11 protein-coding genes and 1 tRNA gene are annotated in these 14486 nt (G+C 71.5%); 7 read left to right on the top strand and 5 right to left on the bottom strand.

The features are described 5' to 3' along the window. Positions 1 to 16 precede the first annotated feature (16 nt). Positions 17 to 2764: a DNA polymerase I gene (polA, locus tag ACYVG5_RS00345; RefSeq protein WP_222044953.1), complete on the bottom strand. Its 2748-nt coding sequence runs from the start codon at positions 2762 to 2764 to the stop codon at positions 17 to 19. A gap of 98 nt (positions 2765 to 2862) precedes the next feature. Here polA and ACYVG5_RS00340 point away from each other — a divergent pair, with 98 nt between their 5' ends. The 5 genes from ACYVG5_RS00340 (at position 2863) to ACYVG5_RS00320 (ending at position 7656) form a co-directional block, all read left to right on the top strand. Further along, positions 2863 to 3270, top strand: coding sequence for a PaaI family thioesterase (locus tag ACYVG5_RS00340; RefSeq protein WP_222044951.1), 408 nt, complete (start codon positions 2863 to 2865; stop codon positions 3268 to 3270). Positions 3271 to 3510: 240 nt separating this feature from the next. Next, the gene (locus ACYVG5_RS00335; RefSeq protein ID WP_222045415.1) at positions 3511 to 4758 is read left to right on the top strand and encodes an ABC transporter permease subunit; all 1248 of its coding nucleotides are present in this window, start codon (positions 3511 to 3513) and stop codon (positions 4756 to 4758) included. A gap of 3 nt (positions 4759 to 4761) precedes the next feature. Next, entirely contained in the window at positions 4762 to 5760 is a 999-nt protein-coding gene (locus tag ACYVG5_RS00330) for a branched-chain amino acid ABC transporter permease (RefSeq protein ID WP_222044949.1), read from the top strand. After that, positions 5750 to 6796: an ABC transporter ATP-binding protein gene (locus ACYVG5_RS00325; protein ID WP_222044947.1), complete on the top strand. Its 1047-nt coding sequence runs from the start codon at positions 5750 to 5752 to the stop codon at positions 6794 to 6796. The genes ACYVG5_RS00330 and ACYVG5_RS00325 overlap by 11 nt, the downstream gene beginning before the upstream one ends. Further along, the gene (locus tag ACYVG5_RS00320) at positions 6793 to 7656 is read left to right on the top strand and encodes an ABC transporter ATP-binding protein (protein ID WP_222044945.1); all 864 of its coding nucleotides are present in this window, start codon (positions 6793 to 6795) and stop codon (positions 7654 to 7656) included. Before ACYVG5_RS00325 ends, ACYVG5_RS00320 begins: the two co-directional genes overlap by 4 nt. Positions 7657 to 7848: 192 nt before the next feature. Here ACYVG5_RS00320 and ACYVG5_RS00315 read toward each other — a convergent pair whose 3' ends face one another. Further along, on the bottom strand, positions 7849 to 9186 hold the full coding sequence (locus tag ACYVG5_RS00315) for an ABC transporter substrate-binding protein (protein ID WP_222044944.1): 1338 nt from the start codon (positions 9184 to 9186) through the stop codon (positions 7849 to 7851). 220 nt (positions 9187 to 9406) lie between these two features. Further along, positions 9407 to 10033, bottom strand: coding sequence for an ANTAR domain-containing response regulator (locus ACYVG5_RS00310; protein ID WP_222044941.1), 627 nt, complete (start codon positions 10031 to 10033; stop codon positions 9407 to 9409). Between the two features lie 67 nt (positions 10034 to 10100). Here ACYVG5_RS00310 and ACYVG5_RS00305 point away from each other — a divergent pair. Continuing rightward, positions 10101 to 10174: transfer RNA gene (locus tag ACYVG5_RS00305), tRNA-Leu, on the top strand. Between the two features lie 306 nt (positions 10175 to 10480). Then, positions 10481 to 12184, top strand: coding sequence for a pyridoxal-dependent decarboxylase (locus ACYVG5_RS00300; protein WP_460682874.1), 1704 nt, complete (start codon positions 10481 to 10483; stop codon positions 12182 to 12184). Here the strand turns inward: ACYVG5_RS00300 and ACYVG5_RS00295 are convergent. Next, positions 12170 to 13069 (bottom strand): acyl-CoA thioesterase, encoded by a 900-nt coding sequence (locus tag ACYVG5_RS00295; RefSeq protein ID WP_246629550.1) that lies wholly within the window; start codon positions 13067 to 13069, stop codon positions 12170 to 12172. The two genes, ACYVG5_RS00300 and ACYVG5_RS00295, sit on opposite strands and share 15 nt — an antisense overlap. Further along, positions 13069 to 14484, bottom strand: a complete 1416-nt coding sequence (pyk, locus tag ACYVG5_RS00290; RefSeq protein WP_222044940.1) for a pyruvate kinase — start codon at positions 14482 to 14484, stop codon at positions 13069 to 13071. Before pyk ends, ACYVG5_RS00295 begins: the two co-directional genes overlap by 1 nt. Positions 14485 to 14486: the final 2 nt, after the last annotated feature.

Raw genomic sequence — 14486 nt, 5'->3', positions numbered from 1 at the left:
CGACCGCCGGCGGAGATCAATGGGCCGCGGCATCCCAGCTGGGGCCGGAGCCGACCGAGACCTCCAGCGCGACGGTCAGCTCGGCGGCGCCGGCCATCTCCCGCCGCACCAGCGCCTCGAGCTGCTCGCGCTCGCCGGGAGCCACTTCGAGCACGAGTTCGTCGTGCACCTGCAGCAGCATCCGGGAACGCAGCCCCTCGGCGGCGATCGCCTTCTCCACGTTGAGCATGGCGACCTTGATGACGTCGGCGGCCGAGCCCTGGATCGGGGCGTTGAGCGCCATCCGCTCCGCCATCTCCCGGCGCTGCCGGTTGTCGCTGGTGAGGTCGGGCAGGTAGCGCCGCCGGCCCAGCGTCGTCTCGGTGTAGCCGGTCTGCCGGGCGTCGTCGACGACGCCGTCAAGGTAGTCGCGGATGCCGCCGAAACGCTCGAAGTAGGCCTGCATCTGCCCGCGGGCCTCCTCCGGGGAGATGCGCAGTTGCTGGGCCAGCCCGTAGGCCGACAACCCGTAGGCCAGGCCGTAGCTCATCGCCTTGATCCGGCGGCGCATCTCCGGGTCGACGTCGGAGATCGGGATGGCGAAGGCCCGCGAGGCGACGAAGGAGTGCAGGTCCTCCCCCGACGTGAAGGCCTCGATCAGGCCGGCGTCCTCGGAGAGGTGGGCCATGATCCGCATCTCGATCTGGCTGTAGTCGGCGGTCATCAGCGACTCGTAGCCGTTGCCCACGACGAACGCCTGCCGGATCCGGCGCCCCTCGGCGCTGCGGATCGGGATGTTCTGCAGATTCGGGTCGGTGGACGACAGCCGGCCGGTGGCCGCGACCGTCTGCTGGAACGTGGTGTGGATCCTGCCCACCTCGTCGACCATCGGGATCAGCCCGTCGATCACGGTGCGCAGCCGGGTGACGTCGCGGTGCCGGAGCAGGTGCTCGAGGAACGGGTGCCCGGTGGAGGCCAGCAGTGAGGTCAGCGCCTCGGCGTCGGTGGTGTAGCCGGTCTTGTTCTTCTTGGTCTTCGGCAGGCCGAGCTCGTCGAACAGCACGGCCTGCAGCTGCTTGGGTGAGCCGAGGTTGATCTCCTTGCCGATGACCGCGTAGGCCTCCTCGGCCGCCTCGGCCACGCCGGCCGCGAACTCCTTCTGCAGCTCATGCAGGAAGTCCAGGTCGACGGCGATCCCCCGCCGCTCCATCGCGGACAGCACGTGGGTCAGCGGCAGCTCGATCTGGCCGAGCAGGTGGTCGCCGCCCTTCTGGCCGAGCACCTGCTCGAGGGCGTCGGACAGGTCGTTGACCGCGACGGCCTTGACGACGTCGGCGTGCCGGGCCTCTGCGGCCAGGTCCTCCTCGGTGGGCCCGAGTCCGTCCAGGGTCAGCTGCGCCTCGGGGGCGGCGTCGTCCTTCAGCTCGCGCTTGAGGTAGCGCACCGCCAGGTCACCGAGGTCGAAGGACCGCTGACCGGGCAACGCGAGGTAGGCAGCCAGCGCGGTGTCGCTCACCACCCCGGCCAGCTCCCACCCGCGGGCGGCGACGGCCAGCAACGGGCCCTTGACGTCGTGGACGACCTTGGCGGTGGCCGGGTCGGCCAGCCAGGCCGCGAGCGCCTGCTCATCGGCGACGTCGAGATCCGGCCCCAGGTCGACGAAGGTGGCGTGGTCGTTGGCCGCGGCCAGCGCCAGGCCGGCCAGCTCGCCGGTACCGCGTCCCCACGTGCCGCGGAACACCACGCCGGTGCGCCCCGTGCGGGCGTGGGCGGCGAGCCAATCGGCCAGCCCACCGGCACCGACGACGTCCTCGGCGACGTCGAAGCCACCCTCGACCTCCGGCTCGGCGCTGGTCAGCGTGGCGAACAGCCGGTCGCGCAGCACCCGGAACTGCAGGTTGTCGAAGAGGGTGTGCACCTCGTTGCGGTCCCAGGGCCGGACGGCGAGCTGGGTGGGCTCCATCGGCAGCGGGACGGCCCGGTCGAGCTCGGTGAGCCGCCGGTTCTGCAGCACCGAGGACAGGTGCTCGCGCAGTTTCTCCCCGACCTTGCCCTTGACCGTGTCGACCTGGTCGACGAGGGCGTCGAGCGAGCCGTACTCGCGCACCCACTTGGCCGCCGTCTTCTCCCCCACGCTGGGGATGTTCGGGAGGTTGTCGCTGGGGTCGCCCCGCAGTGCGGCGAAGTCGGGGTACTGGGCCGGGGTCAGGCCGTACTTGGCCTCGACCTCCTCCGGGGTGAAACGGGTGAGGTCGGAGACACCCTTGCGCGGATAGAGCACGGTGACGTGGGAGTTGACCAGCTGCAGCGCGTCGCGGTCGCCGGTGCAGATCAGCACGTCCATGCCGGCCTCGACGGCCTGCACGGTGAGCGTGGCGATGACGTCGTCGGCCTCGTACCCCTCGGCGGTGAGCACCGGCACGTGCAAGGCGGCCAGCACCTCCTGGATGAGGCTCACCTGGCCCCGGAAGTCGGTCGGGCTCTCGGCGCGGTTGGCCTTGTACTCGGCGTAGATCTCGCTGCGGAACGTCTTGCGCCCGACGTCGAAGGCGACGGCCAGGTGTGTGGGCTGCTCGTCCCGCAGCACGTTGATCAGCATCGACGTGAAGCCGTACACGGCGTTGGTCGGCTGCCCGGTGGTGGTCGAGAAGTTCTCAACCGGCAGCGCGAAGAACGCCCGGTAGGCCAGCGAGTGGCCGTCGAGGAGGAGCAGCCGGGGCCGCGGCCCGGCGGCTGCACCGGCGGCGGACGGGGCGGGGGCGGAGGTGCTGACCGGAGCTGACATCACCGGCGATCCTAGTGAGCGGACCCCGCGGTCCCCCGACCCTCGCCCGCCCGGGTCGGGTTCCTGCAGCGGGGCCGCCGCTGGCTACCGTGCGGCAGGTGACGACCGCTGCCCCGACCTGGTTGCCCGCCGACCTGACCAGCCCGCTGGACGACAAGCTGGGCATCGAGATCGTCGACTGGGACCCCGACCGGGTGGTCGCCCGGATGCCGGTCGAGGGGAACACGCAGCCCTTCGGCCTGCTCCACGGGGGTGCCACCTGCGCGCTGGTCGAGTCCGTCGGCTCCCACGCCGCAGCGCTGGCCGCCGGCCCGGGCGGCACCGTGGTGGGCATCGAGTTGAACGCGAGCTACCTGCGCGGGACGAGGTCCGGGGTCGTGACCGCCGTGTGCACGCCGGTGCGTCGCGGCCGGACGCTGGCCACCTTCCTGGTCGACGTGCACGACGACCACGGCCACGCCGCCGCCACCGCCCGGCTGACCTGCATGATCCGCCGCGCCCGCTGAGCCCGGGGGCCGGCCTCCGGGTGCCGGTGCCCGGCGTGTCGCAGATGCATCACGGTGTGTCCCGAAGGGGGCGTGACCTTCGCCACCGTGCGTTACTGTCCCGGCTCAACCAAACGGCTGGGAGGTCGAGTGACGCACGCGCCCCACCGTGTCCGTCGACACGGGGACCGCACGACACCCCGGGAGGTGCTCCCGGCGGGTGCCCGACGCGCCCGGTGGCGCACCGGCCGGCGTCCGCTCGTGCTCGCGCTGCTGGTCGCCGCCTTCGCGGCCGTCCTGGCCATCCTCACCCCGGGCGTCGCGCACGCCGTGGGCGAGGCGGTCTCCGGCACGCTGCGGACCAGCGTGAGCGGGCCGATCGAGGGCATCGAGGTGACCGTCTCCACCGCCGACGGCACCGAGATCGACTCGGTGGAGACCGACGAAGCCGGCCGCTGGTCGGTCGACGTCCCCGGTCCCGGGCAGTACACGGTGACCATCGACGAGAGCGACCTCCCCGACGGCGTCACCTTGAACGGGGCCAACAGCCGCACCGTCACGGTCGACACCGGCCGCGACCAGGGCGTGCTCATCGGGCTCAACGACGGCAGTCGCAACTCCGGCGGCGGAACAGTCCAGTGGGTGCAGTTGCTCGTCGACGGGTTGCGCTTCGGCCTGCTGATCGCCATGGCCGCGGTCGGCCTGTCCCTCATCTTCGGCACGACCGGGCTGGTCAACTTCGCCCACGGCGAGCTGGTCACCGTCGGCGCCATCGCCGCCTGGTTCGTCAACGTCGGGGCCGGCGTGCCGTTCATCCCGGCGGCCCTGATCGCGCTGGTCATCGGGGCGGGCTTCGGTGCGCTGAACGAGCTGGGGCTCTGGCGCCCGCTGCGCCGCCGCGGGACCGGCCTGGTCGCGGCGCTGGTCATCTCCATCGGGCTGTCGCTGCTGCTGCGCTACCTCTACCAGATCGTCTACGGCGGCCGGTCGAACCCCTTCGATGCCTACCGCGGTCAGCGCGCCGTCGACTACGGCCCGTTCACGATGACCAACAAGGATCTCGCCTCGCTGGTGATCGCGCTCGTCGTCCTGGTCCTGGTGGCGCTGATGCTGCAGCGCACCAAGATCGGGAAGGCGATGCGCGCCGTGTCGGACAACCGGGACCTCGCCGCATCGTCGGGCATCGACGTCGACCGGGTCATCCTGTTCGTCTGGATGATGGGTGGCGGGCTGGCCGCGCTCGGCGGGGTCCTGCTGGGGCTCTCCGACGAGGTGCAGTGGGACATGGGTTTCCGGCTGCTCCTGCTCATGTTCGCCGGCGTGACCCTCGGCGGGCTGGGCACCGCGTACGGCGCCCTGGTCGGCAGCATCGTCGTCGGCGTCTTCGTCCAGATGTCCACGCTGGTCATCCCGAGTGACATGAAGTACGTCGGAGGGTTGCTGCTCTTGATCGTCATCCTCGTCGTCCGCCCCCAGGGCATCCTGGGCAGCCGGGCCCGGGTGGGCTGAGCGATGACCGAGTTGATCGACGCGCTGGCCACCGCGCTGAAGGCCGGCCTCGGCTTCCAGGCCGTCCTGTTCGCCCTGCTGGCCATCGGCATCAACCTGCAGTTCGGGTACACCGGGCTGCTGAACTTCGGCCAGATCGCCTTCGCGATGCTGGGCGGGTACGGGATCGCGATCTCCGTCGCCCAGTGGGGGCTCTCCTTCTGGTGGGGGGTGCTGATCGGCATCGGCGCGGCCGTCGTGCTCGCGCTGCTGCTCGGCCTCCCGACCCTGCGCCTGCGGGCCGACTACCTGGCCATTGCCACCATCGCCGCGGCAGAAGGGCTGCGCCTGACGTTCCGGTCCGTCTCGGCCACGCCGGTCACCAACGCCACCCGCGGGCTGTCCGGGTTCAACGACGAGTTCGTCGCCCTCGCCCCGTGGGACACCGGCCGTCGGTACGAGCTGCTGGGCTCGCGGTGGAGCGGCGCCGAACTCTGGGTCACGCTGGTGGGCTGGGTCCTGGTGGCCCTGGCCTGCCTGCTGGTGTGGGCGCTGGTGCGCAGCCCGTGGGGCCGCGTGATCAAGTCGATCCGCGAGGACGAGGACGCCGTCCGCGCGCTGGGCAAGAACGTCTACGTCTACAAGATGCAGTCCCTCGTGCTCGGCGGCGTCTTCGGTGCGCTGGGCGGGATGATCTACGCCCTCGGCACCGCCTCGGCGACACCCGACCAGTACCAGAACGCCAACACCTTCCTCGCCTACGCCGCCCTCATCCTCGGCGGCGCGGCCAGGGTGCTCGGCCCCGTCATCGGGGCGATCCTGCTGTACTTCATCATCCAGTTCGCCGACACCGGTCTGCGTACGCTCATCTCCAACGGGGTCATCCCCGAGGCCCTGCTGTCGGCGACCGACGTGGCACAGATCCGCTTCGTGATCATCGGACTCGGGCTGATGTTGCTGTTGATCTTCCGCCCGCAGGGCATCTTCGGGGACCGACGAGAGGTGATGCTCGATGCCCGCTGACCCGGCAGCCCACGGCGCGCACGCCGCCCGACCCGACGAGTCCCCGGTGGCCAGGCCCACGGCGGAGTCCGCGGCGGGCCGACCACCCCAGCGGGTCGCGCAGGCAGCCCTGAAGGACCTCCCCTGGGAGATCGGCGTCGCCAAGCCCGATCCGGTCGTCGTCGTCGACGGCGTGTCCCGGTCCTTCGGGGGTCTCACCGCGGTGTCGGTCGACCACCTGGAGGTCCAGCGGGGCGGCATCACCGGCCTCATCGGGCCGAACGGTGCGGGCAAGACCACGCTGTTCAACCTGCTCACCGGCTTCGACCAGCCCGACACCGGCACGTGGTCGTTCAACGGGCGGTCACTCGGCAAGCTCTCCCCCCACCAGGTCGCGCGGCTCGGAGTGGTGCGCACCTTCCAGCTCACCAAGGCACTCTCGCGGCTGACCGTGCTGCAGAACATGCTGCTCGGCGCCCAGGGGCAGAAGGGCGAGGGCTTCTTCCGCGCCCTGGTACCCGGTATCTGGCGCGCGCAGGAACGCGCCAACACCGAGAAGGCCATGGACCTGCTCACCCGGTTCAAGCTGGACGCCAAGAAGGACGACTTCGCCGGCACCCTCTCCGGGGGCCAGCGGAAGCTGCTGGAGATGGCGCGGGCGCTGATGAGCGACCCCGAGGTCGTCATGCTCGACGAGCCGATGGCCGGGGTGAACCCGGCGCTGACCCAGAGCCTGCTCGGCCACGTGAAGGACCTCCGGGAGCAGGGCATGACGGTGATCTTCGTCGAGCACGACATGGACGTCGTCCGGGACATCAGCGACTGGGTGGTCGTCATGGCCGCCGGCAAGATCATCGCCGAGGGGCCGCCGGAGTCGATCAGCCAGAACCGCGCCGTCGTCGACGCCTATCTCGGAGCCCACCACGACGCACCGCTGACCGTCGAGGAGGAGGACCGGGTGCTGGCCGAGGCCGAGGCGTCCATCGCCCGTGAGGAGCGCCCCGGCAGCGACGTCCTGAGCTCCGACGGGCCGCACCAGGAGAGGACGGAGCGATGAGCACCCTCGACGACCCGGCCAGCGAGGACCCGATGTTCCAGGTCGGATCCGACCAGGGCCCGGCGGCCCGGGCCGGCGAGGACATCTCCCCCGCCGAGAAGGCCGCCACCCGCGAGGAGCACCAGCGGCTGGCCGAGGGCGCGCTCGTGCGCGCCGACGACCTGGTCGCCGGTTACGTCCCCGGGGTGAACATCCTCCGGGGCTGCGACTTCTACCTGCAGGACGGCGAGCTGGTGGGCATCATCGGGCCCAACGGGGCCGGGAAGTCGACCCTGCTGAAGGCGCTGTTCGGGCTGATCCCGGTCCGCTCGGGGGCGGTGACCCTGCGTGGTGAGGACATCACCTCGGCCCCCGCCCACCGCCTCGTGCAGCTGGGTGTGGGGTACGTGCCGCAGAACAACAACGTGTTCCCCTCCCTCACCATCGAGGAGAACATGCAGATGGGCGTCTACCTGCGGCCCAAGTCGTTCAAGGACCGCTTCGACTACGTCGTCGACCTGTTCCCGCTGCTCGGTGAGCGGCGCAAGGGCAAGGCCGGGTCGCTGTCCGGCGGCGAGCGGCAGATGGTGGCGATGGGCCGGGCGCTGATGATGGACCCGTCGGTGCTGCTGCTCGACGAGCCCTCGGCGGGGCTCTCCCCCGCCTACCAGGACGAGGTGTTCATCCGCTGCCGGCGGATCAACGCCACCGGCGTCTCGATCATCATGGTCGAGCAGAACGCCCGCCGCTGCCTTCAGATCTGCGACCGGGGCTACGTGCTCGACCAGGGCCGCAACGCCTACACCGACACCGGCCGGTCGTTGATGAACGACCCGAAGGTCATCGAGCTCTACCTGGGCACGCTCGCCAAGGCCCAGTAGGAGTCCAGCGACTCCCTCTTTCCAGCTACGGCGCCGGTCCCCCAGGGTCCGGCGCCGTTCGCGCTGGGGGGCGCTGGCGACCGGTCGCCCCGCCTCGCTCGCCCGGACAGCAGTGCGGCCCGGCCTCCGAGGGAGGCCGGGCCGCAGTGCCGGGGCGGGATCAGCGCTGTCGGATCACAGCGCCTGGTGCGATCAGCGCTGCGGGCCGATGCCCTGCGCGTTGAGGCCCTCGATGATCCGGGCCGACTCCTCGAAACCGATGACCACGATGGCGTCCGGGTTGAAGTCCACCATCTGCTGGATCTCGGCGTCGAAGTTCGCCGCCTGCGGGTCATAGGTCAGCGTCTCGATGCTGTCCTCCGAGAGACCACTGGCGATCAGGTTCTCGACGGTGTTCTCCATCAGGCCGGTGCCGTAGGGGTCGTTGAGCGCCATGATCCCGACCGTGTTGTTGCCGTCCTCGATGATCAGGTCGGAGAGCGCGCGGGACTGCAGGGTGTCCGGCGGGGCGGTACGGAAGTACAGCCCGTTGTCGTCGTAGGTGGTGAAGGTGTCCGACGTGTTCGCCGGCGAGAACTGCACGACACCGGCACCGGTGATGGCGTCGATGACGGTGAGGCTGACGCCGGACGCGGCCGCGCCGATGATGACGTCCACGTTCGCCTGCAGCAGCCGGTCGACCGTCTGCGTCGCGGTGTCGGTCGACGCGTCACCGGAGTCACCCTCGACCAGCTGCACCGGGGCGCCCAGGACACCGCCGGCCGCGTTGATCTCCTGCACGGCCAGCCGGGCCCCGGCGACCTCGGGCGGGCCGAGGAAGGCGAGGCTACCGGTCAGCGGCAACAGCGTGCCGATGACGAGCGGATCGGTGGACGTGGTGTCCGGCGCCGCCGGAGCAGGGCCTTCGTCACTCGCCGCATTGGCCTCATCGCCAGCGATCACGAACTCGGTGGCCGAGGCGTCGATCTGGTTGTCTTCGCCGAACTGCTGGAGACCGAAGCTGGCCTGGGCGGGCTCGCCCGGCTCAGTGAAGCTGAGCGGGCCGGAGACACCGTCGTAGTCCGGGTTGCCGCCGGAGTTGACGATCTCCATGCACGAGGCGATGTCGGTGCACTTCTCCCCACCGAACGTGACGCCATTGATGTAGGGAGCGAACTCGGTGGGCACGCTGCTGCCGGCCAGCTCGGCCGCGAGCGCGGAGACGACGATGGCGTCGTAGGTCTCACCGGCGTAGTTGTAGTCCTGGAGATTCGGGTCGATCGCCATCAGCCGGTCGCGGAACTCGGACGACAGGTCCGTGAGGGGCAGAGTTCCACTCATACCGACAAGAGCGCCTTGCTCGGTGAACGACTCCCCCAGGGCGTTGCCCATGTTGCCGTCGGTGCCGTAGACGTTGACCTGCTTCTCGCTGCTTGCGTCGCCGCCGCCGCCGGTGCTCTCCCCCGAGTCGCTGTCGCCGCCACAGGCGGTCAGCGCGAGCAGGGTGGCACCGGAGACCGCGACCGCGCGGGCGAACGTGCCTGTGCGCATCAAGTGACTCCCAGTGTGGATTCCGTTGGCACTGGCCACCCAGCAGGCAAGATCACCCGTCGGGGGACCGATCAGTGCGAGGAACCTAACCGCTGGTCCGGGCCACTGAGTCACCCCTCTGCCGACCGTGATGACGTTGTGACCTGGCTCTCGCCGCGCACCACGCCGTCCCGGCTCCCGTCACCCGGCGTCACAGGGCATGAGCGCCGGGACCGGCGACTCAGCTCCCGGCTGGCCCGGCGGCGGCCGGGTCGCCCGGGAGGCCGGCCGCGGTGTCGAGCCCCAGGATCGCCTGGGCGAGGGCCTTCATCGACGTCCGCTCGTTCATGGCAGTGCGCTGGATCCACCGGAACGCCTCGGCCTCGGTCATGCCACGCTCGGCCATCAGCCGGCCCTTGGCCTGCTCGACCACCTTGCGCGCCTCGAGCCGCTCCTTGAGGTCGCCGACCTCGGCGTCCAGCGCGGTCATCTCCAGGAAGCGCGCCCGGGCGACCTCGATGGCCGGGACCAGGTCGTTCTTGGAGAACGGTTTGACCAGGTAGGCCATGGCGCCGGCGTCACGCGCCCGCTCGACCAGCTCACGCTGGCTGAACGCGGTGAGCACGATGACCGGCGCCACCCGGGCGGCGGCGATCTGCTCAGCGGCGGAGATGCCGTCCAGGACGGGCATCTGCACGTCCAGGACGACGAGGTCGGGCCGCAGGGCGACCGCCTGGTCGACCGCGGCCTGCCCGTCGCCGACCTCGGCGACGACGACGTAGCCTTCCTCCTCCAACATCTCCTTGAGGTCGAGACGGATCAGTGCCTCGTCCTCGGCGATGAGGACCCGGGTCGGCTCGCTGCTCACGGGCAGAGCCTAGCGAGCGCAGCTGCCGCCCGGCCGCCCGATAGGCTGCGCTGCGGCAGACCGGCCGGCCCCCGTACCCCAATCGGCAGAGGGAGCGGATTCAAAACCCGCACAGTGTGCGTTCGAGTCGCACCGGGGGCACTGTGACATGGCGATCCTTCGGATCGCACCGCGGCCAGGTGCCGTCCCCGGCTCGCGTGGAGCCGCTACCGGCCCGCCATCGCTGGAGGCCTCCGGCCCCCGCTCGGCAACCCGAGCCCTTGCCACGGCGCACCCCGGCCAGGTGCCGTCCCCGGCCCGCGCGAAGCCGCTGCGCCGCTCGATCGCAGGACCGGACAACGGCCGAGCGCCATCCCGGCCTGCGTGAGCCGCTACCGGCCCGCCATCGCTGGAGGCCTCCGGCCCCCACTCCTCACGACCGGACCTGACGGTCAATACGGTGACGGGGTGACCGGACACATGACACCCGACCAGTTCCGCCAGCACGGACACGAGGTGGTCGACTGGATCGCCGACTACTGGTCGCGGATCGGGTCGTTGCCCGTCCGCTCGCAGGTCTCCCCCGGTGACGTGCGCGCCGCGCTGCCCGACGCCGCTCCGGAGCAGGGTGAGCCGTTCTCCGCCGTGCTGGCCGACCTCGACCGGGTGGTGCTGCCCGGCGTCACCCACTGGCAGCACCCCGGCTTCTTCGGCTACTTCCCGGCCAACACGTCCGGCCCCTCGGTGCTCGGCGACCTGGTGTCGGCCGGGCTCGGCGTGCAGGGCATGTCCTGGGTGACCAGTCCGGCGGCCACCGAGCTCGAGCAGCACGTGCTGGACTGGCTCGCCGACCTGCTCGGCCTGCCCGCCGCGTTCAGGTCCACGGGCAGCGGTGGTGGCGTCGTCCAGGACTCCAGCTCGGGGGCGAACCTGGTCGCCCTGCTGGCGGCCCTGCACCGGGCCAGCCGCGGCGCCACCGTGCGCGCGGGGGTGCAGCCCGACGACTACACCGTCTACGTCTCGGCGGAGACCCACTCGTCGATGGAGAAGGCCGTCCGGATCGCCGGGCTGGGCAGCGACGCGGTGCGGATCGTGGAGGTCGACGGCGACCTGGCGATGCGGCCGGCCGCGCTGGCCGCCCGGCTGGAGCGCGACGTGGCGCGCGGGCTCACCCCGGTGATGGTGTGCGCCACCGTCGGGACGACGTCCACCACGGCGATCGACCCGCTGGCCGAGCTGGGCCCGATCTGCCAGCGGTACGGCGTGTGGCTGCACGTGGACGCCGCCTACGCCGGGATCAGTGCCGTCGCCCCGGAGCTGCGGCCGCTGCAGGCCGGCGTCGAGTGGGCCGACAGCTACACGACCGACGCCCACAAGTGGCTGCTCACCGGATTCGACGCGACGCTGTTCTACGTCGCCGACCGGGCCGCACTGACCGGCGCGCTGGCGATCCTGCCGGAGTACCTGCGCAACGCCGCCACCGACGCCGGTGCCGTGGTGGACTACCGCGACTGGCAGATCGAGCTCGGCCGCCGGTTCCGCTCGCTGAAGCTGTGGTTCGTGCTGCGCTGGTACGGCGCGGAGGGGCTGCGCGAGCACGTGCGCAGCGGCGTCGCCCTGGCCCAGGAACTGGCCGGCTGGGCGGCCGCGGATGATCGCTTCGACGTCGTGGCCCCGCACCCGCTGTCCCTGGTCTGCCTCAAGCCGCGCTGGGCAGCGGGCGTCGACGGCGACGTCGCGACCATGACCCTGCTCGAGCGGCTCAATGACGGCGGCGAGGTCTTCCTCACCCACACGACCATCTCCGGCGAAGTGGTCCTGCGCGTGGCGATCGGCACCCCCACCACCACCCGCGCGCACGTCGAGCGGTTGTGGGAGCTGCTCCGCGGCGCCCACGACTGGCTGGCCAACGACTTCGAGGAGCAGGCGCAGGAGCGCCGCGCGGCGGAGCAGCGCGCGCGCGACGAGGCCGCGGCGGCAGCGGCAGCGGCACGGGCAGCGGCCGATGTCTCCGCGGAACCGGCGACCGACGACACCCCGGCCGACGACAGCCCGGGCGTCGAGATCCCGACCCTCGAGACCCCGGCGGCGCAGGACGAAACCGCCGAGCAGGCCGCGGCGCAAGCAGACCTCGAGCCGGGACCGACGCCGACACGGTCAGCCGTCGAGTGACCGGATGAGCCCCTCCTGGGCGACGGTGGCCACGTGCGTGCCGTCCGCCGCCCAGACGTTGCCCAGGCACATGGCCCGCCCGCTGGAGGCCGACGGGCTGTCGGTCTCGTAGAGGAACCACTCGTCGGCACGGACCGGCCGGTGGAACCACACGGCGTGGTCGAGGCTGGCACCGACGATCGAACCGCCCAGCCCGCCACCGACCCGGGCCACCCCGGCCGACAGCAACGTGAGGTCGCTGACGAAGGTCAGTGCGGCCGCGTGCACGGCCTCGGCCTCCGGCAGTGTCCCGGTCACCCGGAACCAGACCCGGGAGACGGTGTCCGGGGGGTGCCGGGGCGTGGGGTCGAACGGGTCGGACAGGTACCGCTGCTCGACCGCCCGGGCCAGCGCCCGCAGGCCCTGCACCATGGCCGGGTGCGCGGCCGCCACCTCCTCGAGTCCGGGCAGCGACTCGGGGCCGGGGACGTCGGGCATCGGCAGGGAGTGCTCGACCACCGGTCGCTCGCCGGCGTGGAAGTCCGCGGTCAACGCGAAGATGGCGACGTCCTCGCCCTTGCGGGTCTGCCTCGCCAGCACCCGCCGGGTGCTGAACGACCGGCCCTCGCGCAGCCGCTCCACCTCGAAGCGGATCTCCTCCTGCGTGTCACCGGGCCGCAGGAAGTAGGAGTGCAGCGAGTGCACGGGCCGGTCGGCCGGCACGGTGGCGATCGCCGCCATCAGCGCCTGCCCGGCGACCTGCCCGCCGAAGATCCGCTGCAGCGGGGTCGGCGGCGTCATGCCGACGAAGCGGTCCTCCCCCCGCGGCTGGAGCGCCAGCACCTCCATGAGATCCGACGCCGGCGTCGCCCCCGGGCGGTCGGCCGGCCGGCCCTCCCGCATCATCACGCGTCGGCCCCCACCTCGTGCACGCGCACCAGGTTGGTGGAGCCCTCGGTGTTGGGCGGGCTGCCGGCGACGATGACCACCCGGTCGCCCTCCTTCAGCCGGCCGATCGACAGCAGCGAGAAGTCGACCTGGCCCACCATGTCGTCGGTGTGGGTGACGGTGGGCACCAGGAACGTCTCGACGCCCCAGGACAGGGCCAGCCGGCTACGCACCCGGGGGTCGGTGGTGAAGGCGAGGATCGGCAGCCGGGTGTGCAGCGCCGCCAGCCGCTGGGCGGTGTTCCCGGTCAGCGTGAAGGCCGCCAGCGCGGACACGCTCATCGACTCACCGATGTCCTTGGCCGCGCGCACGATTGCGCCCGACCGGGACGAGGACACCCGCAGCAGCTGCGGAGTGCGGATGCCGTCGGACTCGACGGCGTCGATGATCCGGTCCATCGTACGCACCGCGGCGATCGGGAACTTCCCCACCGAGGTCTCCCCCGACAGCATCACCGCGTCCGCACCGTCGAGCACGGCGTTGGCGACGTCGGAGGCCTCGGCCCGGGTCGGCCGGGAGGCCTCGATCATCGACTCCAGCATCTGGGTGGCGACGATCACCGGCTTGTTGCGCTCCCGCGCGGCCTGCACGGCGCGCTTCTGCACCAGCGGGACCCGCTCCAGCGGCAGCTCCACGCCCAGGTCGCCGCGGGCGACCATGATGCCGTCGAAGGCCTCCACGATCGCGTCGAGGTTGTCCACCGCCTCGGGCTTCTCCAGCTTGGCGATGATCGGTACCTCGACGTCCTCCTGGCGCATGATCTCGCGCACCAGATCGGCGTCGCGGGGCGAGCGCACGAACGACAGCGCCACGAAGTCGACCGACAGCGACAGCGCGAAGCGGAGGTCCTCGGCGTCCTTCTCCGACAGCGCCGGGACGCTGACGGCGACCCCGGGCAGCGACAGGCCCTTGTTGTTGGACACCGGTCCGCCCTCGAGCACCAGGCACCACACGTCGGGGCCCTCGACCTCGACCACGGTGAGCGCGAGCTTGCCGTCGTCGATCAGCAGCCGGTCACCGACGCGGACGTCGTTGGCGAGGTCCTTGTAGGTGGTGGAGACCCGGTCGTGGGTGCCCTGCACGTCCTCCACGGTGATGCAGACCCGGCTGCCGGCGGCCCAGGTGACCGGGCCGTCGGCGAACGTGCCGAGCCGGATCTTCGGGCCCTGCAGGTCGGCGAGCACCGCAACGGCGCGGCCGACCTTGTCCGAGGCCTCCCGGACCATGCGGTAGGCGGCCGCGTGGTCGGCGTGCTTGCCGTGGCTGAAGTTGAGCCGGGCGACGTCCATCCCGGACTCGACCAGGGCGGTGATCTGCTCCTGGGTGCCGGTCGCCGGCCCCAACGTGCAGACGATCTTGGCGCGGCGAGACATGG

The organism is Modestobacter lapidis (assembly GCF_054780755.1).
The sequence above is the reverse complement of the archived record's forward strand: the minus strand, read 5'-3'. Positions and strand labels throughout refer to the sequence as shown.